At 67.5% G+C, this 22,542-nt stretch carries 19 protein-coding genes; 11 read left to right on the top strand and 8 right to left on the bottom strand.

Features of this window, described 5'->3' with window-relative positions; genetic code table 11:
- Nucleotides 1-229: 229 nt before the first annotated feature.
- A complete protein-coding gene (locus AC5P99_RS11220; RefSeq protein WP_495213162.1) occupies nucleotides 230-2,281 on the top strand; it encodes a glycoside hydrolase family 97 protein in 2,052 nt (683 codons plus the stop codon).
- Nucleotides 2,282-2,532: 251 nt separating this feature from the next.
- Nucleotides 2,533-5,289, top strand: a complete 2,757-nt coding sequence (locus AC5P99_RS11215) for a TonB-dependent receptor (protein ID WP_495213161.1) — start codon at nucleotides 2,533-2,535, stop codon at nucleotides 5,287-5,289.
- A 183-nt stretch (nucleotides 5,290-5,472) separates the two neighbouring features.
- Here the strand turns inward: AC5P99_RS11215 and AC5P99_RS11210 are convergent, their stop codons facing one another.
- Nucleotides 5,473-7,086 (bottom strand): alpha-glucosidase, encoded by a 1,614-nt coding sequence (locus AC5P99_RS11210; RefSeq protein ID WP_057499793.1) that lies wholly within the window; start codon nucleotides 7,084-7,086, stop codon nucleotides 5,473-5,475.
- A gap of 214 nt (nucleotides 7,087-7,300) precedes the next feature.
- Between AC5P99_RS11210 and AC5P99_RS11205 the strand changes: the two genes are divergently transcribed.
- Nucleotides 7,301-8,299: a polyprenyl synthetase family protein gene (locus AC5P99_RS11205; RefSeq protein ID WP_004147673.1), complete on the top strand. Its 999-nt coding sequence runs from the start codon at nucleotides 7,301-7,303 to the stop codon at nucleotides 8,297-8,299.
- Nucleotides 8,300-8,488: 189 nt separating this feature from the next.
- On the opposite strand, the gene AC5P99_RS11200 is transcribed toward AC5P99_RS11205, so the two are convergent.
- Nucleotides 8,489-9,280: a dienelactone hydrolase family protein gene (locus tag AC5P99_RS11200; RefSeq protein ID WP_149500778.1), complete on the bottom strand. Its 792-nt coding sequence runs from the start codon at nucleotides 9,278-9,280 to the stop codon at nucleotides 8,489-8,491.
- 132 nt (nucleotides 9,281-9,412) lie between these two features.
- Between AC5P99_RS11200 and AC5P99_RS11195 the strand changes: the two genes are divergently transcribed.
- Nucleotides 9,413-10,006, top strand: a complete 594-nt coding sequence (locus AC5P99_RS11195) for an SMI1/KNR4 family protein (RefSeq protein ID WP_149500777.1) — start codon at nucleotides 9,413-9,415, stop codon at nucleotides 10,004-10,006.
- A gap of 94 nt (nucleotides 10,007-10,100) precedes the next feature.
- Here AC5P99_RS11195 and murD read toward each other — a convergent pair whose 3' ends face one another.
- From murD to AC5P99_RS11180, 3 genes are all read right to left on the bottom strand, one after another.
- Nucleotides 10,101-11,510 (bottom strand): UDP-N-acetylmuramoyl-L-alanine--D-glutamate ligase, encoded by a 1,410-nt coding sequence (murD, locus tag AC5P99_RS11190; RefSeq protein WP_149500776.1) that lies wholly within the window; start codon nucleotides 11,508-11,510, stop codon nucleotides 10,101-10,103.
- On the bottom strand, nucleotides 11,491-12,843 hold the full coding sequence (gene murL, locus AC5P99_RS11185; RefSeq protein ID WP_123958293.1) for a UDP-N-acetyl-alpha-D-muramoyl-L-alanyl-L-glutamate epimerase: 1,353 nt from the start codon (nucleotides 12,841-12,843) through the stop codon (nucleotides 11,491-11,493). The genes murD and murL overlap by 20 nt, the downstream gene beginning before the upstream one ends.
- A 76-nt stretch (nucleotides 12,844-12,919) precedes the next feature.
- Nucleotides 12,920-15,514: a bifunctional aspartate kinase/diaminopimelate decarboxylase gene (locus AC5P99_RS11180; protein ID WP_495213160.1), complete on the bottom strand. Its 2,595-nt coding sequence runs from the start codon at nucleotides 15,512-15,514 to the stop codon at nucleotides 12,920-12,922.
- Between the two features lie 75 nt (nucleotides 15,515-15,589).
- Here AC5P99_RS11180 and AC5P99_RS11175 point away from each other — a divergent pair, with 75 nt between their 5' ends.
- A complete protein-coding gene (locus AC5P99_RS11175) occupies nucleotides 15,590-16,462 on the top strand; it encodes a PhzF family phenazine biosynthesis protein (RefSeq protein WP_123958291.1) in 873 nt (290 codons plus the stop codon).
- Nucleotides 16,463-16,553: 91 nt separating this feature from the next.
- On the top strand, nucleotides 16,554-17,432 hold the full coding sequence (locus tag AC5P99_RS11170; protein ID WP_164221491.1) for a PhzF family phenazine biosynthesis protein: 879 nt from the start codon (nucleotides 16,554-16,556) through the stop codon (nucleotides 17,430-17,432).
- A gap of 158 nt (nucleotides 17,433-17,590) precedes the next feature.
- Here the strand turns inward: AC5P99_RS11170 and AC5P99_RS11165 are convergent, their stop codons facing one another.
- Nucleotides 17,591-18,022 (bottom strand): OsmC family protein, encoded by a 432-nt coding sequence (locus AC5P99_RS11165; protein WP_164221493.1) that lies wholly within the window; start codon nucleotides 18,020-18,022, stop codon nucleotides 17,591-17,593.
- Between the two features lie 372 nt (nucleotides 18,023-18,394).
- Between AC5P99_RS11165 and AC5P99_RS11160 the strand changes: the two genes are divergently transcribed.
- The 4 genes from AC5P99_RS11160 to AC5P99_RS11145 all read left to right on the top strand — a co-directional run bounded on the left by AC5P99_RS11160 (nucleotide 18,395) and on the right by AC5P99_RS11145 (nucleotide 20,658).
- Complete coding sequence (locus AC5P99_RS11160; protein ID WP_005408442.1) at nucleotides 18,395-18,793, top strand: HU family DNA-binding protein; 399 nt, start codon at nucleotides 18,395-18,397, stop codon at nucleotides 18,791-18,793.
- 295 nt (nucleotides 18,794-19,088) lie between these two features.
- Nucleotides 19,089-19,397, top strand: coding sequence for a DUF3861 family protein (locus AC5P99_RS11155; protein WP_005408441.1), 309 nt, complete (start codon nucleotides 19,089-19,091; stop codon nucleotides 19,395-19,397).
- A gap of 51 nt (nucleotides 19,398-19,448) precedes the next feature.
- The gene (locus tag AC5P99_RS11150) at nucleotides 19,449-19,979 is read left to right on the top strand and encodes a hypothetical protein (RefSeq protein WP_088429147.1); all 531 of its coding nucleotides are present in this window, start codon (nucleotides 19,449-19,451) and stop codon (nucleotides 19,977-19,979) included.
- A gap of 82 nt (nucleotides 19,980-20,061) precedes the next feature.
- Nucleotides 20,062-20,658: a YceB family lipoprotein gene (locus AC5P99_RS11145; RefSeq protein ID WP_123958290.1), complete on the top strand. Its 597-nt coding sequence runs from the start codon at nucleotides 20,062-20,064 to the stop codon at nucleotides 20,656-20,658.
- Nucleotides 20,659-20,696: 38 nt separating this feature from the next.
- Here the strand turns inward: AC5P99_RS11145 and AC5P99_RS11140 are convergent, their stop codons facing one another.
- Both AC5P99_RS11140 and AC5P99_RS11135 read right to left on the bottom strand, forming a co-directional pair.
- On the bottom strand, nucleotides 20,697-21,239 hold the full coding sequence (locus AC5P99_RS11140; RefSeq protein ID WP_033835569.1) for a type 1 glutamine amidotransferase domain-containing protein: 543 nt from the start codon (nucleotides 21,237-21,239) through the stop codon (nucleotides 20,697-20,699).
- Nucleotides 21,240-21,401: 162 nt separating this feature from the next.
- Nucleotides 21,402-21,869, bottom strand: a complete 468-nt coding sequence (locus tag AC5P99_RS11135; RefSeq protein WP_012479369.1) for an SET domain-containing protein — start codon at nucleotides 21,867-21,869, stop codon at nucleotides 21,402-21,404.
- Nucleotides 21,870-22,077: 208 nt separating this feature from the next.
- On the opposite strand from AC5P99_RS11135, the gene AC5P99_RS11130 reads away from it, so the two are divergent.
- Nucleotides 22,078-22,533 (top strand): SUF system Fe-S cluster assembly regulator, encoded by a 456-nt coding sequence (locus tag AC5P99_RS11130; RefSeq protein ID WP_005408436.1) that lies wholly within the window; start codon nucleotides 22,078-22,080, stop codon nucleotides 22,531-22,533.
- The last annotated feature ends 9 nt before the right edge of the window (nucleotides 22,534-22,542 follow it).

Below are 22,542 nucleotides of genomic sequence, written 5' to 3'. Positions count from 1 at the left end.
CGGACCGGCTTGCGCCCGTCGGCCTCCCTCCCTCTCTGCACGCGTTGTAGGTCCGCACCGTCGTTGCCGGCGGGCGGGCGCGGCCCCTCCCTCAAGGTGCCTTGGCCCCATGGTAGACGCGGGGCTGTCGGCTGCGTCCAGCTGCATACGTATTCATGGCGCCACGCGGTAGCGCGCCTGCTGCGCTGGCTTATGGTCCGGGTCTGCCAACGGCGCCTTGGGAGGGGAAATGCCGATGCCACATACGGTTGTACGCGCGCTGTTCGCGCACATGTTCGGTCTGGCCCTGTTGGGCGTGGCCACGCTGGCGCAGGCCGCGCCACAGGTCGCCAGCGTCGAATCACCCGGCAAGGTGCTCAAGGTCAGCCTCGTGCTGGACGGCGGCACCGCCCGCTACCGCGTCGAGCGTTTCGGCGAACCCGTGGTGGAGGATTCGAAGCTCGGCTTCGCCCTGCGCGACGGCCGCCTGGACCGCGATTTCGCCCTGCTTGGCCAGCAGCGGCGCAGCGTCGACGACAGCTGGGAGCAGCCGTGGGGCGAGCGCCGGCTCACCCGCAACCACTTCAACGAGCTGACCGTGCAGCTGGCCGAAACCACCGGCAGCAAGCGTCGGCTGGATGTGGTGTTCCGCGCCTACGACGATGGCCTGGGCTTCCGCTATGTATTCCCCGAACAGCCGAACCTGCACGAGGCGATCATCGATGACGAACTGACCGAGTTCGCCATCGCGCCTGAATCCACCGCCTGGTGGATCCCCGCCGGCGAGCCGATCCACTACGAATATCTGTACCAGCGCACGCCGCTGCGAGAGGTGCCGCTGGTGCATACGCCGATGACCGTGCGCAGCCGCGATGGCCTGCATGTGGCCATTCACGAGGCCGCTCTGGTGGACTACGCCGGCATGTGGCTGCGGCGCACCGAGGGGCAACGCCTGCGCGCGCAGCTGTCACCCTCGGCCGAAGGCTGGAAGGTGCGTCGTGCCCTGCCCTTCGCCACGCCGTGGCGCACGCTGCAGATCGCAGACCGCGCCGGTGGCCTGGTCGAATCGGACCTGATCCTCAACCTCAACGAGCCCAATGCGCTGGGCGATGTAAGCTGGGTGAAGCCGGCCAAGTACGTGGGCGTGTGGTGGTCGATGCACCTGGACAACGAGAGCTGGGCCACGGGGCCGAAGCACGCGGCCACCACCGCCAAGACGAAGAAGGTGATCGACTTCGCCGCCGCGCATGGCTTCCGCGGCGTGCTGGTGGAGGGCTGGAACCCGGGCTGGGACGGCATGTGGGTGGGCAACGGCTACGACTTCGATTTCACCCGGGCCACGCCCGATTTCGACATTGAAGCGCTGTCGGCATATGGCCTGAAAAAGGGTGTGCACCTGATCGGCCACCATGAAACCGGCTGCGCCATCGAGCACTACGAGGATCAGCTGGGCGCCGCGCTGGACCTGTACGCACGGCTGGGCGTGGACCAGTTCAAGACCGGCTACGTCTGCGACGATGGCCAGGTCGACCGCCGCAATCCCACGGGGGGCCCGCTGTGGCGCGAGTGGCACGACGGGCAGTTCATGGCCCGCCATCACCTGAAGGTGGTGCAGGAGGCTGCGCGCCGGCACCTGTCGGTGAACCCGCATGAGCCGATCAAGGACACCGGCCTGCGCCGCACCTACCCCAACTGGATCTCGCGCGAAGGCGCGCGCGGCATGGAGTACAACGCCTGGGGCCAGCCGCCGAACCCGCCGGAGCACGAGGTCAACCTGGTGTTCACCCGCATGCTGGCCGGGCCGATGGATTACACCCCCGGCATCCTCAGCCTGAAGGGCCGCCACGGCCAGGCCATCCCCAGCACGCTGGCCCGCCAGCTGGCGCTGTACGTGGTGCTGTACAGCCCGATCCAGATGGCCGCCGACCTGCCCGAGCACTACCTGCAGCACCGCGAGGCATTCCGCTTCATCGAGGACGTGGCGGTGGACTGGGAGCAGAGCCGCGTGCTCGATGGCGAAGTGGGCGACTACGTGACGATCGTGCGCCGCGACCGCAACAGCCGTGACTGGTTCCTCGGCAGCATCACCGACGAACACGGCCGCGTGCTGCCGGTATCGCTGGGCTTCCTGGAGCCGGGCGTGCGCTATCGCGCCGAGATCTACCGTGATGGTGAAGGCGCTGATTTCCGCAGCAACCCGTTCGCGTTCGCACGCGAAACCCGCGAGGTGACCAGTGCCGATGCACTGACGCTGGTGCTGGCACCGGGCGGTGGGCAGGCCATTCGCTTCACGCCGCTGTGAATGCCCCGGTAGTGCCGGCCGCTGGCCGGCAAGCCGGCGAACGTGATTGCCGGCCGCTGGCCGGCACCACCGCAAGCAGGATCTGAAAGCGATTACACCCCTGCAAACGCCATTGAATACGTATGCAGGGTGATTCCCGCGAAGAATGCGCTGCCTACCATAGCGGCGACGACAGCGGCCACCGCGTCGCACGTTCACGGCACCGCCGGAACGCTCACAAATCGATCTGCAACATTGCCTGGGAGGGGAAAATGTTGAACCACAAGCGCAGTGCGCTGAGTCTCGCGCTGGCCGTTGTGCTGGCGCCGACGCTGGCGTCGGCACAGTCCACGCAGAGCACCGCCACGCCGGCCGCCACCGCCGCCACCAACCTGGATACGGTGCAGGTTACCGGCATCCGCCGCGGCATCGAGAGCGCGATCGCGGTCAAGCAGGACGCCACTTCGGTGGTCGAGGCGATTTCCGCCGAAGACATCGGCAAGCTGCCCGACGTCAGCATCGCCGAATCGATCTCGCGCCTGCCCGGCCTGGCCGCGCAGCGCGTGGCGGGCCGTGCGCAGGTGATCAGCGTGCGCGGCCTGTCGCCGGACTTCGCCACCACCCTGCTCAATGGCCGTGAAGTGGTCAGCACCGGCGACAACCGCGGTGTCGAGTTCGACCAGTACCCGTCCGAGCTGGTCAACGGCGTGACCGTCTACAAGACCCCGGACGCGGCGCTGGTCGGCCAGGGCCTGTCGGGCACCATCGACATGCAGACTGCACGCCCGCTCAGCTTTGGCGAGCGCGTGATCGCGGTCAGCGGCCGCTACCAGAAGAGTTCGCTGGGCCGCGCCGCCAACGTCGATCCGTACGGCAACCGCTTCAGCGCCAGCTACATCGACCAGTTCCTGGACAAGACCCTGGGCATTGCCATCGGCTACGCGCACAGCGACATGCCGATCCAGGAGAACCAGGTCGGCCTGTACGAACCGTGGACCACCGAACACACCGACAAGGGCGAGCGCCCGGGCGTGGGCGCCGACACCTACTTCTCCGATGGCATCAAGGCGCTGCGCCGCACCGGCAACAACAAGCGCGACGGCGTGATGGCCACGATCCAGTTCCGGCCGAACAACAGCTGGACCAGCACCTTCGATGCGTTCCACACCGAAGCCGAGCAGATCGACACCGCCAACCAGTTCGAGCTGAACCTCAGCAACTACAACGGCAACTACACCCCGGGCCTGCTGGTCAGCAACCCGCAGATCAACGCCAACGGCTCGTTCACCGGCGGCACCGCCAGCGGCGTGTATCCGCTGGTGCGCGGCATGTACAACAAGCGCAAGGACAAGATCGATGCGTTCGGCTGGAACAACGAGTTCAACTTCGGCGGCGTCAAGCTGGTCGCCGACCTGAACTACTCCAAGGCCACGCGCGCTGAGCTGAACCTGGAAAACAACCTGCAGCTGACCCCGATGCCGCAGCTGGACACGGTCGGCGTGTCAATCCGCCAGAACGGCTTCTCGCAGATCAGCCCGGGCCTGAACTACTCCAATCCCGACGCGCTGTTCCTGACCAACACCATCTACGGTTCCGGCTACGGCAAGGTGCCGCAGGTGGAAGACCGCCTGAAGGGCGGCAAGCTGGCCGCGACGATTGCGCTGCCCGAGGCCATTGCCTCGTGGGCGCCAGATCTCGACATCGGCGTGAACTATGCCGACCGCCGCAAGGTGAAGACCCAGTCCGAAGGCAACATCCTGCTCGGTGCACAGGGCGATGCCAACATCGCCTCGGACCTGCAGTACCGCCCGGTCGACCTGAGCTTCGCCGGCCTCGGCACCATCCCGGCCTGGAACGTGCCGGCCGCGGTCGGTCGCTACATGACCTTCAACCCGGTCGACAACCTGGACTACCTGATTCCCAAGTCGTGGACGGTGCAGGAAAAGATCACCACCGCGTGGGCGCGCCTGAACATCAACACCGACATCGGCGTGGTCGGCGTGCGCGGCAACATCGGCGTGCAGATGCAGCACACCGACCAGAGCTCGGATTCACGCTACTGGGACAGCTCGCAGCCGGCTGGCAGCAACATCCAGCCCTTCTCTGCCGGCAAGACCTACAAGGATTGGCTGCCGAGCTTGAACCTGGTGTTCATGTTCCCGCACCAGCAGACGCTGCGCTTCGCCGCCGCCAAGCAGGTCGCGCGCCCGCGCGTGGACCAGATGCGTGCCGGCCTGGAATTCGGTGTGGATACCAACAACGGCCGCCCCGGTGGCAGCGGCGGCAATCCGCTGCTGGATCCGTGGCGCGCAACCGCGCTGGACCTGTCCTATGAGAAGTACTTCGGCGAGAAGGCCTACGTCGCTGCGGCCATCTTCTACAAGGACCTGAAGAGCTACGTCTACACGCAGTCGGTGGACAACTACGACTTCAGCGGCCTGCTGGGCAACTACGTGCCGCCGCCGGGCATGACCGCGCCGGTGCTGACCACCGGCACCTTCTCCACGCCGCAGAACGGCAAGGGCGGCACGTTGAAGGGGCTGGAGCTGACCGGGTCGTTCCCGCTGGAGATGCTGACCGACAGCCTGCGCGGCTTCGGCGTGCAGGCCAGCGCGACCTTCAACAAGAGCGACATCACCATCCTGGATCCGGAAAGCGCCTCCAGCGTGGGCAGTGACCCGATCAGCCTTCCAGGCCTGTCCAAGCGTGTCTACAACTTCACCGCCTACTACGAGCGCAGTGGCTTTGAAGCACGCGTGAGCCAGCGTCGCCGCTCGGACTTCATCGGTGAGATCGGCAACTTCAACGGCAACCGCACACTGCGTTACGTGGTGGGCGAGAACGTGACCGATGCGCAGCTCAGCTACACCTTCAGCGACAGCAGCGCCCTGCGAGGCCTGACCCTGCTGCTGCAGGGCAGCAACCTGACCAACGAGCCGTACCGCACCTACGCCGGCAGCAAGGACCGCCCGCTGGAGTACATCGAGTGGGGCCGCACCTACATGCTGGGCGTGAACTACAAGTTCTGACCACAGCCGCGTAGTGCCGGCCGCTAGCCGGCAACCCAAAGGGAGCAGGACCGGGAACCCGCTGCGCAGGCAGCGGGTTTTCTTTTGCGCGGATGCCGGCCGATGGTCGGCCAGGCCCACCCACAAAAAAGGGACGGGGCGCTTCGGCCCCATCCCCGCAAGTACCGCCACCGGAGAAAACGGTCAGCTGCGTCGGGCGCAATACACCGCGCGCGGCGGCAGCTGGAGTTCATTGCCCTGCACCCTGCCCGCATCCGGGCCCGGCACCGCCACCTGCTGCCAGTTGCCCGGCGGCAGCGGATGGCTCACCGCCTCGGCCGACAGGTTGAAGGCCAGCAGGAGGGTTTCATCTGCAAGCATACGCTCGAACAGCAGTACTGGCTCGGCGCTTTCGATGAACCGGATGCTGCCATGCAGGAGCGCCGGCTGGCTACGCCGCCAGGCCAGGAAGGCGCGGAACGCCGCCAGGACCGAGTGCGGGTCGCGCTCCTGCACGGCCACCGCCGCCGCCCGGTGCTCGGCCGGGATCGGCAGCCAGGGCGTGCCTGAGGTAAAGCCAGCCAGCGGAGCGTCGGTCCACGGCAGCGGGGTGCGGCAGCCATCGCGGCCCTTGAAGTTCGGCCAGAAGGTGATGCCGTACGGGTCCTGCAGCGCCTCGAACGGCACCTCGGCCTCGGCCAGGCCCAGCTCCTCGCCCTGGTACAGGCACACCGAGCCGCGCAGCGAGCACAGCAGCGCCACCAGCATCCGCGCCAGACGCGGATCGGCCGGATAGCCGCCCCAGCGGCTGACCGCGCGTTCCACATCGTGATTCGAAACCGCCCAGCACGGCCAGCCTTCGGTCATCGCCGCTTCCAGCCGGGAGACCGTGTCGCGGATGTACACCGCGCTGTAGTCGTCCACCAGCAGCTCGAAGCTGTAGCCCATGTGCAGGCGGCCGTCCTGGGTGTACTCGGCGGTGGTGGCCAGCGAGTCTTCCGACGAGATCTCGCCCAGGCTCACCGCGCCCGGATACTCGTCCAGCAGCGCGCGCAGCTGCTCCAGGAATGGCAGGTTCTCCGGTTGGGTGTTGTTGTAGAAGTGGTACTGGTAGGCGTACGGGTTGTCCGGACTGAAGCCGCGGCCCACCCGCTTGTCCGCCGGCTTGGGCGGGTTATCGCGCAGCTGCGCGTCGTGGAAGCAGAAGTTGATCGCATCCAGGCGGAAGCCGTCCACGCCGCGGTCCAGCCAGAACCGCACATTGTCCAGGGTGGCCCGCTGCACGTCCGGGTTGTGGAAGTTCAGGTCCGGCTGGTCGACCAGGAAGTTGTGCAGGTAGTACTGCTCACGGCGCGGTTCCCACTGCCACGCGCCGCCGCCGAACAGCGACAGCCAGTTGTTGGGCGGGGTGCCGTCCTCGCGCGGGTCGGCCCAGACGTACCAGTCGGCCTTCGGATTGCTGCGGTCCTGGCGGCTCTCGCGGAACCAGGCGTGCTCGATCGAAGTGTGGCTGAGCACCTGGTCGATCATCACCTTCAGGCCCAGCCCGTGGGCCTTGGCCAGCAGGCGGTCGAAGTCATCCAGGTTGCCAAACAGCGGGTCGACATCGCGGTAGTCGGCAATGTCATAGCCGAAGTCGGCCATCGGCGACTTGAAGAATGGCGAGATCCAGATCGCGTCGACGCCCAGCGCGGCGATGTGGTCCAGGCGCTGGATGATGCCCGGCAGGTCGCCCACGCCATCGCCGTTGGCATCGAGGTAGCTGCGCGGGTAGATCTGGTAGATGACGGCTCCGCGCCACCATGGATAGTGCGACATCGACAGCCCCCCTCCGGGCATGCGGGACCCGCCGGAAGCGGGCCGAAATCCTGTTCCGGCAAGCTTAGCGGCGGCCTCGCGGGCATGGCGCAACCTGCATACGTATTCACGCAGGCGGCAGCCGTGGCCGGGCCGCGGACGTCGGCCCACCCGGTTTGCGCCCGAATTCACAGGCAGCGCCTATAATCAGCGATGAGCCTGAAAGCCTGATCGCATGACCATCACCGAAGACACCCGTCCCGCCCTGGGCCTGCCCCAGATCCAGTCGCTTGCCGCGGCCGACATGGCCGCCGTCGACGCCCTGATCCGGCGCCGCCTGTCCTCGGACGTCGTGCTGATCAACCAGATCGCCGATCACATCATTTCCGCCGGCGGCAAGCGCCTGCGCCCGATGCTGGTGATGCTGGCCGGCCATGCGGTCGGCCAGGCCGGCCCGGATCACCACCAGCTGGCGGCGATCATCGAGTTCATCCACACCTCCACCCTGCTGCACGACGACGTGGTGGACGAATCCAGCCTGCGCCGTGGCCGCAGCACCGCCAACGCACTGTGGGGCAACGCGCCCAGCGTGCTGGTCGGCGACTTCCTGTACTCGCGCAGCTTCCAGCTGATGGTCGAGCTGGAGCGCATGTCGGTGATGCAGATCCTGGCCGACGCCACCAACCGCATCGCCGAAGGTGAAGTGCTGCAGCTGCTGCACGTGCACAACCCGGACACCGACGAAGCCGCCTACCTGCGCGTGATCGAGCGCAAAACCGCGGTGCTGTTCGCCGCCGGGACCCGCCTGGGCGCGCTGGCCAGCGGCGTGGACGAAGCCACCCAGCAGGCCCTGTTCGACTACGGCATGCACCTGGGCTACGCGTTCCAGATCGCCGATGACGTGCTGGACTACTCGGCCAATGCCGAGGAACTGGGCAAGAACCTGGGCGACGACCTCGCCGAGGGCAAGGCCACGCTGCCACTGATCCACGCGATGGCCCACTCCGACGACGCCACCCGCGAGCGCCTGCGCACCATCGTGCAGGACGGTGATGCCTCGGCGATGCCGGAAGTGCTGGCCGCGATCCGCGCCACCGGCGGCCTGGAGTACAGCCGCGCGCGTGCCGAGGAATATGCCGAAGCCGCCGAGCGCGCGCTCGATGGCCTGGGCGACAACGATGCCGTGGCGGCCCTGCGTGGCCTGGCGCGTTACGCGGTGCAGCGTTCGCATTGATGGGTTGAGGTGTGCCGACCAACGGTCGGCATCCACCAAACCGGCGTTCCGGAGGGTGCCAACCATTGGTCGGCACGGAAACGCCCGCATTGACCGCATCCGGTAGTGCCGGCCGCTGGCCGGCATTCCCGATGACATCCGCAGCATCATGAGGTTGCCGGCCAGCGGCCGGCACTACCGCTGCGCGGATCAACGTTTCTCGAAGCGCTCCTCGAAGAACTCATCCAGCGCCTTCCACGCGCGCTTGGCCGCCCGCTCGTTGTACTGGCACCCCGGCGGGCTGTTGGCATCGCGCTCGGCAAAGCAGTGCACCGCCCCGCTGTAGTTGGTGAACTCCCAGTCGACCTTGGCGGCGTTCATTTCCCTCTGGAAACCGGCGATATCCTCGGCGGTCACGCTCCTGTCGTCGGCACCATTGAGCACCAGCACCGACGGGTGACTGCCACCGGCCTGCGCCAGCAGCGGCGAACCCAGCCCGCCGTGCAGGCTGACCACACCGGCCAACGGCGCACCTGCACGGGCCAGCTCCAGCACCGTGGTGCCGCCAAAGCAGAAGCCCACCGCACCGATCCGGCTGGCATCGAGCGGCACCTTGCTGGCCTGCGCCTTGAGCACGTTCACCGCTTCCAGCGCGCGTGCGCGCAACAGTGGCCTGTCGTTGCGCAGCTTGCTGGCCACCGGCCCGGCCTCGGCATCGGTCTTCGGCCGCACGCCCTTGCCGTACACATCGGCCACCAGCACCACGTAATCATCGCCGGCCAGCTGCTTGGCCTTCTCGATGGCCGACTCGTTCACACCCTTCCAGTTCGGCACCATCACCAGCCCCGGACGCTTGTCGTTGTCGCCATCGTCATAGACCAGCACGCCACTGAAGGTCGTGCCCTGGTGTTTCCACTCCACCGGCTGCGTCTTCATCGCCGCCCACGCCGGCATCGCCGCCAGCCCCAGCATCACCGCCACACCGCATCGCCAACGATTCATGCGCCTGCTCCGCAAGAAAAAGGGGACGGAGGGGATTAAGTCGTATTCGCCCCTCCCGCGTCGCATTCTGCATTGGCGACGTGACGCAGGTGTGGTTGGATACGACTTAATCCCCTCCGTCCCCTTTTTCGCATGAACCTTGTTGATCGCTTTCTGTCTGGCCTGATCCCACGCCTGCCTGCCGACGATGCCCCGCAATGGGCTCACGTCCAGGGCGCCAGCGCAGAAGACCTGCAGCGCCTGCGCATGCAATGGCCGCAGGTGCCTGACAGCCTGGTGGAACTGTTGTCCCGCGTCGATGGCACCCACTTCCGCGAGTACCCCGGCGGCGGGGTCTGCGTGCTGATGCTCGGGTCGGACGTGGAAGACGGCGGCTATCCGTACTACCTGCGCTCGGTCGCGCAGATCTTCGAGGACCAGCAGCAATGGGACGACAGCATCCGTTCCATCTACGAAGAGTGGCTGGATGACGAGCCGGAGATTCTTGGCGACGGTATTGATGCCGATGTGCCGATGAACCGCCGCCTGTGCTTCTCGCACTGCATGAACAACGGCGGCACGTCGATGCTTTACCTGGATTTCAACCCCGCACCGGGCGGCACGGTCGGTCAGGTGGTGCGCTACCTGCACGACCCGGACAGCTATGCGGTGATCGCCCCCAGCTTCGATGCGTATCTGCAGCAATTGATCGACGGCGGCTACGCGTTCATCGACGAGGAGCAGTAGATCCACGCCATGCGTGGATGAATTTCTCCGGAGGGTTGCCGGCCAGAATCCCGTTGGGGTCAGAGCCCTTTCCTGCGGAAAGGGATCCGACCCCTCAGGCGATGCCCAGCCCCGGAATCGCGCTGATGTTGTCCGGGTCGAATCCGGCCAGCTCGGCGAAATGACGGCCACGCGCCACGTAATCGCGGTACGCACCAAAGCTCGGCGCGCCCGGCGACAGCAGCACCACCCCACCCTGCACCCCCAGCGCGGCGCGCGCCAAGGCCATCGCCTCGGGCAGATCACCTGCAGCGTGCAGACCGAAGCGACCGGCATCGGCCAGCGGCTGCAGCATGGCGTGGATGCGCGGGCCGTTGCTGCCCATGGTCACGATCTCCACCGGCGGCACGTCGTGCGCCATGTGCTGCATGAAATCGGTCCAGTCCAGGCCACGGTCATGCCCGCCCACCAGCAGCGCGATGCGCTGCCCGGCGAAGCACTCCAGCGCGGCCAGGCTGGCATGCGGCGTGGTGCTGATCGAATCGTTGACGTAGGTCAGGCCATCGGCCACGCCGATGCGCTGCAGACGGTTCGGCAGCGGACGGAAGTCCTGCACCGCCGGCGCAAGCGCCGCGGCATCCAGCCCCAGCGCTTCCAGCGCGGCCAGCACCGCGCACAGGTTGCCACGGTTGTGGCGGCCCGGCAGCGGCGTGTTGCGGGTATCAAACACGGCCTGCTCACCGCGATGCACGATGTCGCCGCGCATGTGCCAGCCCTGCGGCTGGTTGAACCAGACCACCTCACTCTCGGGCAGCGACAGCGCAGCCAGGTGCGGATCGGCGGCATTGAGCACGGCGATGCGCGGTGCGGCTTCCGTCACCAGCCGCAGCTTGTCCTCGATGTAACGCTGTTCGCTGCCGTGCCAGTCCAGGTGTTCCGGGAACAGGTTCAGCACCACCGCCACCTGCGGATGGGCGCCACTGCGTGCCACCTCACCGGTCTGGTAGCTGGACAGTTCCACCGCCCAGTACTCGGGCGCGGGCTGCGGGTCCAGCACTTCCAGCAGCGGCAGGCCGATGTTGCCGACCAGGCCGGTACGGTGGCCGGCGGCACGCAGCAGGTGCGCGACCAGCGCGGTGGTGGTGCTCTTGCCCTTGGTACCGGTCACGCACACGGTGTCGTGCACGATGCCATCGTCGGCCGCGTGTTCGGCGAACCACAGCGCGGTGCCACCAATGAAGCGGGTGCCCTGCCCTTCCGCCGCCAGCGCGATTGGCTGGTAGGGGCTGATGCCGGGAGACTTGATCACCACGTCAAACGCGGCCAGCGCTTCAGCGGAAGGCTCGCCACGCACGTCCAGGGCGCCCTGCGTTTCCGCACGTGCGGCCTCGACTTCGGCCGCCGGGCAGAACAGGCTCAGCGGCAGCGTGGGCAGCCGCTCACGCAGTACCGCAAACGCGGCGCGGCCCTCACGGCCCCAGCCCCACAGCGCAACGCGCTTTCCGTCAAGCTTCGAAATCTTCACGCACCCGTTCCCACAGCGCAGCCGGAACGCGGTGCTCGCCCTGCAGCTGCAGCAGCGGTGCCAGTTCCAGTTCGGCGGCATCCAGCTGCGGCTGGATCTCGTTGCAGAAGCGCTTCACCAGCACGTCTTCCTTCCACTCCGGGCGTTGCGCCAGGGTCGCCATCGCCGCACGCGATTCGCGGCCTTCGCCCACGCACTCGAACGGCTTGTGGTCCTGGAATTCCAGCAGCGCATCGAAGCCACCGGCCTGCTCGGCATCATCCAGCAGGTTGCGGCCGAAGATGCGCACCAGGCGCGTCTTGGGCATGAACGGGGCCAGCGCCAGGAACACGAAGTGGCACTTCGGGCAGACGCCGCACCAGCGGTTCACCGGGCGCTCGCCGAGGATGTGGAAGTTGCGGTTGCAGCTGGAGAAATGCGCGTCGTAGAAGTCACTCTTGGCGAACTGGCGGGCCACCGCCAGCTCGGACATCGGGCGCAGCAGCGAGTAGTACTGCAGGTCCGCCGCCACGTACTTCTGCACATGGCTGCCGAACGCCTGCTCGCAGGCCCAGCCCTTGGACCACTGATGATTCACTTCGCCGGTGCCTGGAATCTGGCTGCCGTAGCTGGCCGAGCGCTCGTTGGAGAACACCACCTGGTCCACGCCGTGCAGCAACGCTGCCAGCACCATGATCGCCGAGTTCACCACCGTCACCGGGATATGGCCGTTCCATGCGCCCTGGCGATTCAACTCGAACAGTTCAGGTGCCAGCGTGCGGCCCAGGTTCAATGTCGGCAGGCCGGTGCGCTCGGCGCACGCACGGATCAGCTGCGAGCCACCGATCCAGGTCACGGTCTCGTCCACGCCGGCACGGCGCAGCGCTTCGATGCTGACCAGCGAATCCTTGCCGCCGCCGATGGCCACCAGCGCGTGCGGCTGCAGGCCCAGCGACGGCGCCTGCACGGTCTCGCCCTGCACCGGCAACCGGAAGCGGCCGCGCAGGTTCAGGCCATTGCGGTAGGCGAATTCGCCCAGGCCGTTGAGGTAAATGGTCTCCACCAGTGCGGCGGTATCGGCATCGATGCTGTAGCTGTCGATGCTGACCGTCTCCGGCACGCCCGCCTTGTAGTAGCTGACACCGGCGATCAGGTGCAGCAGCTGCAGCGCACGCTGCACGGCGGCGGCACGCGCCTCGTCCAGCATGAAAGGGGCGCCCGGCACGGTGATGGTTTCCACCATCTCCGGGCCGTCATCAAAGGCATAGACCAGCCTGGCCACGCCGGTCTCCGCGGCGAATTCGCAGCGGACGAAGCGGAAGCGGGAAACCTGGTGTTTATCGAAAGCGGTCATGGTGTATCCGGTCAGGCACGGGCCCGCGCGATGGCGCGGGGCGTGTCGGTGGGCGGGTGCGGGGCGCGCGTGGCAATCATTCGATCACGTCTTCGCGCGGCAGCATCCGCTGGTTGTAGGTGTTGGCCATCGAATAGCCGTAGGCGCCGGCATCGGCGATCAGCATCACGTCGTCCGGCGCGGTCGACACCGGCAGCTTGCGGCGCTTGCCGAACACGTCGCTGGACTCGCAGATCGGGCCGACCACATCGAATGCGGCCTCAGCGTAGCCGCCCTGGCGGCTGAGGTTCTCGATGTCGTGCCAGGCGTCGTACAGGGCCGGGCGCATCAATGCATTCATGCCGGCATCCAGGCCGACGCGGCGCACGCCGTCCTTTTCCACCACCTGGGTGGCGTGGGTCAGCAGCACGCCGGATTCGGCCACCAGGTAGCGGCCCGGCTCGATCGCCAGGCGGAACGCCGGATGCAGCGCCTTGACCTCGGCCAGGCCCTCGGCCCAGGCATCCAGGTCGAACGGCTCGTCCTCGGCGGAATACGGAATCGGCAGGCCGCCGCCGATGTCGATGGTCTGCACGCTGCCGATGCGGCGGGCGAAACCGGCCAGCTCATCGCACATCAGGCGCCAGTGCTGCGCGGTCTCCACACCGCTGCCCAGGTGCGCGTGCAGACCGACCACGCGGCTGCCCAGATCAGTGGCCGCGCGCACGAACTCATCGACACGGGCGATCGGCAGGCCGAACTTGGACTCCTTGCCACCGGTACGGACCTTGGCGTGGTGGCCTTCGCCACGGCCCAGGTCGACGCGCAGCCACAGCTCGCGGTTGCGGAACAGGTCCGGCCAGCGCTGCAGTGCCTCGACGTTGTCGACCGTCACGGTCACGCCCAGCGCGAATGCGGCTTCGTACTCGCTGCGCGGGCAGAAGCTGGGAGTGAACAGCACGCGCTTGGGCGACAGTTCCGGCAGGTGCTGGAACACGTGCTTCAGCTCGCCATGCGACACGCATTCCAGGCCGAAGCCTTCGGCTTCCAGCAGCTGCAGGATGGCCGGGTGGCTGTTGGCCTTGATCGCGTAGTAGCGCTGGTCGATCGGCTTGATCGCGGCCAGCGCGCGGGCGCGGGCGCGCACGGTCGGCAGGTGGTAGACGTAGCGCGGCGTACCGGCATCGGCCAGCTGCAGCAGGTGCGCACGCTGGCCGCGCCACCACGGCGTGCCACGCGGGCGCACGGTGCCGGCGATCTCGCGCCAGCGCGGGCCGAACACTTCGGTCTCTTCCACCGGCATCGCGCCGCTGTCGATCAGCTCGGCGTGCAGCACCGGCAGCAGGCCATCGGCATCGGCCTCGTCGATGACGAAGGTCAGGTTCAGGTCATTGGACGACTGCGAGATCATGTGCACGCGCTCGCGGCCGAAGGTGGCCCACACGTCCGACAGCTTGTGCAGCAGCGAACGCATGCCACGGCCCACCAGGGTGATCGCCGCACACGGCACGATCACCTTCACCTTGCAGATCTGCGACAGGTCGGCCGACAGCGCGGCCAGCACATCGGTGTTGACCAGATTCTCGGACGGGTCCAGCGACACGGTGACGTTGGTTTCGGCCGAACCGATCAGGTCCACCGACAGGCCGTGCTTCTTGAACAGATTGAACACATCGGCCAGGAAGCCGACCTGCTGCCACATGCCGATGCCTTCCATGGACACCAGCACGATGCCGTTGCGGCGGCTGATCGCCTTCACCCCTGGTACCGGCGCGGCGCTGCCGTCGATGCTGGTGCCCGGCAGTTCCGGGCGCTCGGTATCGAGGATGGCCATCGGTACGCCGGCATCGCGGCACGGCTTGATCGAGCGCGGGTGCAGCACCTTGGCGCCGGTGGTGGCGATTTCCTGCGCCTCGTAATAGTCCAGGCGGGTCAGCAGGCGCGCGTCCGGCACATCCTTCGGGTTGGCACTGAACATGCCCGGCACATCGGTCCAGATCTCCACGCGGCTGGCACCGAGCAGCGCACCGAAGTACGCCGCCGAGGTATCCGAGCCACCGCGGCCGAGGATGGCGGTACCGCCATCGGCGTGCCGCGAGATGAAGCCCTGGGTGATCAGCAGGCGGGTCGGCTGCGCGCGGAAGCGCTGCACCCATTCCGCGTCGGCGCGCCACTGGCAGTTCACCGACAGGCGCTGCGACCAGTCGCTCTGGTTCGGCTGCGGCGGCATCGCGTCCAGCCACTGGCGGGCATCCATCCAGCCCATGTCCAGGCCCGACGCGCGCAGGTAGGCCGCACCCAGGGTGGAGGACAGCAGCTCGCCCTGGCCCAGCACTTCGGCCTGCCAGTCGAGCGGACGGGTGGCTGCACGCGTGTCGTCGAGCAGGCCCTGCAGCGCGGCGAGGCGATCGGCCAGCACCTCGCGGCCCAGGCCGAGTTCAACCAGGAAGGCCTCGTGGCGTTCGACCAGCGCCGCCACGCGGTCCCGGCTGTCGGGCGCGCCATCGGCGATCGCGGTCAGTTCGTTGGTGACCCCGGACAGCGCCGACACCACCACCAGCACGCGCGAGCCGGTCTCTTCCGCGCGTTTTTTCGCCAGCTTCCCGATCGTGTCCCAGCGGTGACGACGCGACACCGAGGTGCCGCCGAACTTCAGTACGATCCAACGATCGACAAGGGGGGAAGCTGACATGGATTGGCTATGTAGAATGTGGGGAAGCCGCCCTCGGGGGCGGAACCTTTGATTCTAAGCGCAATATTCCCGTAGATGGCCGTCCTCCGTTACCTGCAGCTCGATGTCTTCGCCCCCCGCCCCGGCACCGGCAACCCGTTGGGCGTCATCCTGGACGCCGACGGGCTCTCCAGCAGCCAGATGCAGGCCCTGGCCGCCTGGCTGAACCTGTCCGAGACGGTGTTCTTCCTGCGCCCCAGCACGCCGGGCGCCGACTACCACATCCGCATCTTCACCCCGACCCGCGAGCTGGCCTTCGCCGGCCACCCCAGCGTCGGCGCCGCCTGGGCGGCGGTGACCTGCGGCCTGGCGCAACCGCACGACGGTTCCCTGCTGCAGCAATGCGCGGCGGGGTTGCTGCCGGTACGGGTGAGCGGCCCGGCCGAGGCACTGCAGATCCAGCTGGCCAGCCCACCGGCGCGGCAACTGGACACAGCGGCCGACGGAGCGCCCGAAGCGCTGCTGGCGCTGGCCGACAGCGGGCACGTGCCCGAACTATGGGACAACGGCGCACGCTGGTGGCTGTTGCCGCTGCGCGACGCCGCCGCCGTACGCAACCTGGTGCCGGACATGGCCACGCTGGCCGACTGGAGCCTCGCCACCGACGCGACCGGTGTGGCCGTGTTCGCCGACGAGGCCGGCGACGACCACACCCGGGTGGTGCGCGCCTTCTGCCCCGCTGATGCAGCCGCCGTGCCCGAGGATCCAGTGACAGGCAGCGCCAATGCGCTGATCGGTGCCTGGCTGCGCCAGCGCAATGCCCTGCCCGGCCGCGAGGGCCGCTACGTCGCCAGCCAGGGCCGCGAAGTCGGCCGCGATGGTCGCGTACAGGTCGAGGTTGATGCGCAGGGCACGGTGTGGATCGGCGGCCAGGTGCAGTGCGTGATCGACGGCAGCATCCATTGGTAGCACCGGGCCACGCACGGCGAATGCCGCGCACGGTCGCCGGGCATGGCCCGGCGCTACCGTATCCCCTCTCGTTTTACGGAGTTTGCCCCCTATGACCACCCGCCGTTTCCTGCAGCTGGACGTGTTCTCCCCGCGCGCCGGCGCTGGCAATCCGCTGGCCGTGGTACTCGATGCCGAGGGCCTGGACGACGCCAGCATGCAGGCCATCGCGCGCTGGACGCGCCTGCCCGAAACCACCTTCGTGTTCCCGCCGCAGGTGCCGGGCGCCAGCTATCGATTGCGCATGTTCAGCCCGCAGAAGGAAGTACCGTTCGCGGGCCACCCCAGCGTCGGCACCGCGCATGCGGTGCTGCAGGCGGGCCTGGCCGCAGCGGTCGACGGCGTGCTGGTGCAGGACGGCATTGCCGGCGCGCTGCCGCTGCGCGTCAGCGGTGAGGGTACGCAGCAGCGCATCGCCATCCGCACCCCGCGCGCGCAGCTGGCCGAAACCGCTGAGGCCACCGATCCGCGCCTGCAGGCCGCGCTGAAGGACTGGCCGCTGGGCACACTGCCGCCGGCACGCATGCAGGGCGGCCGCAGCTGGTGGGTGGTGCAGGTGGCCGACGAGGCCGCATTGCGCGCGCTGCAGCCAGACTGGGATGCAGTGGCCGCACTGGCTGAATCCACCGACAGCATGGGCGTGTTCGCCTATGCCTTCAGCGATGGCAGCGAGGGTTTCGACCTGGCCGTACGTGCCTTCGTCGGCAATGGACGCCGCTTCGAGGACGCCGCCTCGGGTGCGGCCAATGCGGTGCTGGCCGCGTGGCTGGACCTGCGTGACGCGCTGCCGCGTGGACGGACGCCGTTTGAAGTCAGCCAGGGCCGCGAAGTCGGCCATGACGCGCGCCTGACCCTGCTGATCGACCAGGACGGCGAGGTCTGGTCGGGCGGCCAGGTGCAGACGGTGATCAGCGGCACCATCGATTGGTAAACACCATCGAGGTGGAGCCGAAGGCAGCGGCAGGAGCCGCTGCCAACGTCGGACGCGACGGCCCGGAGGGTGGCGGCCAGGAAGGCCGCCATAACGCTGGCCGGCTGTTACCTGGACCTCGACATCATGCGGTTGCCGGCCAGCGGCCGGCACTACCCTCAGCCCAGCTCGGCTTCCAGGGTGATCGGCACCGCGCTCAGCGCCTTGGACACCGGGCAGTTCTGCTTGGCGTCATCGGCAATCGCACGGAACTGCGTCGCGTCGATACCCGGCACCACTGCCTTCACCTTCAGCCGGATCTGCGACAGCTGCGGGCCGCCCTCCAATGACAGATCGACCTTGGCTTCGGTATCCAGCGAGGTCGGGGTAAAGCCGGCTTCGCCGAGCTTGGCCGACAGCGCCATGGTGAAGCAACCGGCGTGCGCAGCAGCGATGAGCTCTTCCGGATTGGTGCCCTTTTCGTCGCCGAAACGGCTGTTGAAGCCGTAGCGTGTCTTGTCCAGCAGCCCGCTCTGCGGCGTGCTCAGCTGCCCCTTGCCCGACTTCAGATCGCCTTCCCAGTGCGCGGTGGCGTGTCGCGAGATTCCCATGTGCTGCTCCTGCGTGACGGTGATGAACGGTCACCCTCGCACGGGAGGCGTTAGCCCTGCGTCGCTCCGCCGCACGCCGCAGGTCGCCTTCCGAACCCGGCGCGTGGACACTTTCTCACCAGCCGGAAACGCATTTTTCTCTTGTTTTCAGTGGTTTCGCGCATTCCGCTGATGGGCGGGCGTGGGCCGTAGCGCGCGCTGCCACACCCCCGTCCCCCACTGCGCGCCATGTACTGAATCGGCCTGGATATGAAAAAACATGCACTTTCCGCGCTTCGGGCTATTGGCGGCGCCCAAGAGTTGCCCTACATTGCGCTTGCCGACGGGGTTCGGCGCCGACCAAACAACCAACCGTTCACGGAACAGGAAACCATGGCAAAGACCGCTAAGAAGGCTGCCCCGAAGAAGGCAGTGAAGAAAGTCGCGACGAAGGCAGCCGCCAAGCCGGCCGCTCCGAAGCCGATCAAGGAAGTGCTGACCAAGTCCGGCCTGGTTGCACACATCGCTGAAGCCTCCGGCGTCGTCGCCAAGGACGTCCGCGCTGTGCTGGCCTCGCTGGAAAGCGCCGTTGCCTCCTCGGTGCACAAGAAGGGCGCTGGCTCCTTCACCCTGCCGGGCCTGCTGAAGATCACCACCGTCAATGTGCCGGCCAAGCCGAAGCGCAAGGGCATCAACCCGTTCACCAAGGAAGAGCAGTGGTTCGCTGCCAAGCCGGCCACCACCAAGCTGAAGGTGCGTCCGCTGAAGAAGCTGAAGGACGCCGCGCTGTAAGCGCGCGCCCCAACGCGGATTCCGACGGGACGGCTCTGGCCGTCCCGTTTTCTTTTGCACGTTCCCGGCAGCAGGTCCACGCCACGGGTGGATGCGCCGCCCCGGGGCATCCGCAACACAGCGTTGCCGCATACTGGAAAATCCCCGTTCAAGCCCGTCGCCATTAGCCATGCGCGGCCTGGGCAGGCCCCGGAACGTACCGGGTGGAACACTGCGTGCAGCCCCGGCCATCGCCGCCGGGCACGGCCTTGCCTAAGGTGGGCACATCCTCCACAGCTACGGCGAGCATCCCCTCATGGCCAGCCCCTCCACCCGCTACCGGATCTCGGTGACCCCCATCGAAAAGGACGGGTTGCAGTGCACCGGGCGCTGCACCATCGAACTGGAACATCGCGCCAGCCGCGACCTGATGCGCCTGCTGGAAGCGGCGCCACGCACCGCTGGCATCAGCGGTGATGAACGCGCGACCCTGGTGATCGCCACCCAGCTGCTGCGCGACATCGTGCAGCGCCACGCGGAGACCGATGGACATGCGTTGGCCGCCATCGCCGGGCAGGTGCTGCCGGCACTGGATGCGCTGGAACAGTTGCCCTCCTCCCGCTGATTTCCGCGCAGCCGATACACTGTCTCCCCCACATCGCCTCGGGGAGGAGGCATGCGCAGGACGCTTTTCCTGATCGCGCCCCTGGCGCTGCTCGGCTGCTCCAGGCCTGCGGCAGCGCCCGATGTTGCGCCAGCGCCGGCTGTCGCCAGCGCCGGAACGCAGGGCATCGCCGGCACCGAAGCGGCGTCCCTGCAGACACCGGCGATCGATCCGCTGTTCGCTGCGGTCGCTGCCGACGCCCAACCACCGTCGGTGATGCTCAACCGCTACGTGATCGCGCTGCTCAACCGCAACCGCAGCGCCAGCGACGCGGCATGGGCGATTCCACCGGCCGACCCGCACCGCGCAGATGACGCTGCCATACGCCAGCTGCAGGGCGTGCGTACGCTGCGGCTGGACAGCGAGCCCCCGGTGGCACGCGACGGCCAGCATCCTCCCCAGCTGCTGGAGGTGCCGGTGCGGATCCGCGCGGTCACCACCCAAGGGACCTTCCGCTTCGGCGGCTGGTACCGCGTGCAGCCCAGTGCTGATGGCCGCGGCTGGCAGATCCAGTCGGCGCAACTGCGGCCAACGCTGGACTGAACCGTTGCAGCGGCATGCACGCGCGATTCAGCCGTCCCGGCTACTCTTTCCTCCATCCTTTCCCAGTCCAGCGGTCACCGCCATGCGCCTGCGTTCCCTGATGACCCGCGTCGCCGCCTCCACCGTGCTGATCGCCGCCGCGATCGGCGCGCAGGCCGCCCCATCCATTTCCGGCCGCGAACTGTCGGTCGGCGCCAGCGATGTGCAGCAGTATCTCGATGGCAGCTTCCCGCGCACCCAGGACGCGCTGGGCGGACTGATCGCCCTCACCATGAGCCACCCCCAGCTGAGCCTCCCGGCCGGCGAGCGCTTGAATCTTGGCATGGACGTGGCACTGGCCACTGCCGGTGGCAATCCGGCCAAACTGGGTACGGTGAAGCTCAGCAGCGGCCTGCGCTACGACGCGCAGACCCAGGGGTTCCACCTGCAGCAGCCGAGCGTGGATGACTTCATCCCGGCCAACCAGGGCGGTCGTCTCGACTCCCGTACCCGCGGCCTGCTAAACGCCTGGCTGAGCGACTACGCCCAGCGGGAGCCGATCTACAAGCTGGACCCGGCCGTGGCCGGCATGCTTGGCGCGCTGCAGGTGCAGTCGGCACAGGTGAAGAACGGCAAGCTGGTGGTCACCTTCAACCAGAACCTGGGCAACCTGGTGCCGGCAGGCGTGCTGGGCAAGTAAGGTGGTGCCGGCCAGCGGCCGGCACTACCGGCAGCGCATCAGGCGGCAAGTGCCTTGACCACCGCCTCGCTGAAAGCTGGGATGTCGTCCGGCTTGCGGCTGGTGATCACGTTGCCGTCGACCACGACCTCGGCATCGCGCCAGTTCGCCCCCGCATTGGTCAGATCCTGCTGCAGGGACGGCCAGGACGTCAGCTCGCGGCCATCGGCGAGGCCACTGTTGATCAGCAGCCACGGGCCATGGCAGATCGCCGCCACAGGCTTGCCGGCTTCGTCTACTGCGCGGACGAAGCCGAGTACAGCCTCGTCGGTACGCAGCGTGTCCGGATTGATGACCCCTCCCGGCAGCACCAGGGCATCGAAGCTGGCCGGATCGGCCTCATCCAGCGGAATATCCACTGCAACGGCGTCGCCCCAGTCCTTCTCTTTCCAGCCCTTGATCGTTGCCTCCTTTGCAGGCGACACGACGCTGACGCGCGCGCCTTCGGCTTCCAGCAGACGCTTGGGTTCGGTCAGTTCGGACTGTTCAAAGCCGTGGGTGGCAAGGATGGCAATCTGCTTGCCCTTCAATCGTTCTGCCATGGGTGCACTCCAGTTGGGGGTGCCGACAGAATGGAAGAACGGCCCTTGCACGGCGGTGACCCTGCCGTGCACGGCAGGTGGAGAGCCTCCGGGTGGTGCCGGCCGCTGGCCGGCACCTGGATTGCGCCTTGCCGGCCAGCGGCCGGCACTACGCGGTACCGGTCAGCGCTTGGGCTGCAGCATGGTTCCGGTGCACTTGGGCGAGCCGCAGCGGCACTCCCAGATCTTCTTCAGCTTGGCGGTGTGACGCTCGGCCAGGGTGATGCCGTAGTTGTAGGTCAGCTCTTCGCCGGCCTTGATGTCACGCAGCGCCTCGATGAACACCTTGTCGCCACGGCTGTCACCGTCCTCGTCTTCCTCGATCACCGCCTCGCAGTTCGGATCGCAGCTGTGGTTGATCCAGCGCGCATCGTTGCCCTTGTAGTTGGCATCGATCACCCAGTCATCGTTGAGGGTGAACAGGAAAGTATGGCCGCTTTCAACGTCGCCGCTGTCATCGGCATCAACGTCGCCGTGGCTGCGCAGCAGGCCCTTGTACTGGATCACGCGCTCGCCCTGCTTGATCGGGGCCACGGCGAACACGCCGTTGCCATGGATGGCGGACTTGCGGGCTTGGATCTTCTTCGGCATCGGCACGGGCTGTTTGCAGCGGATGGAACCGGGATTCTCGCCCATTCCGGGTGATTGCGAAAATCACCCCGTTGGCGCAGCATGACGCCCCGGCGGTGGCCCCGGTGCGTCGTCCCGGTCCGTCCCAGCGCCGGCTGAATGCCCGGGTTGGATGCCGGCGAATAAAAGCGTACAATTTCAGTCTGCTTTAAGAACCGCTCGCATTCCCATGTTGCGTGTCACCAAGCTCACCGATTACGCCACCGTGGTGCTGACCGTGCTTGCCGCCCGTCCGGGCGAGGTGCTCAGTGCCACTGAGCTGGCCGAATTCACCGGCCTGGAGCCGCCCACCGTCAGCAAGGTGCTCAAGCCGCTGGCGCAGGCCGGCCTGGTCGAAGGCCTGCGCGGTGTCCGTGGCGGCTACCGCCTGACCCGCCCGGCCATCGAGATCTCGCTGTTCGAAGTGGTCGAAGCGATGGAAGGGCCATTGGCCCTGACCGAATGCAGCCACGACCACCACCAGTGCGGCATGGCGCCCAAGTGCGGCGCGCGCAGCAGCTGGCGGCTGATCAACGACGTGGTCTCCGAGGCCCTGCGCGATGTCACCCTCGCCCAGATCCTGCCCCCTCTTCCCCTTGCCGATGACGAACAGCGCCGCACCATCGCTGTCGACGTCGTCTCCTGATCCACAGGC

Source organism: Stenotrophomonas sp. YJH_SMC_80 (assembly GCF_059372495.1).
Note: the sequence above shows the minus strand (reverse complement) of the source record. Positions and strands in the feature narration are given on the sequence as shown.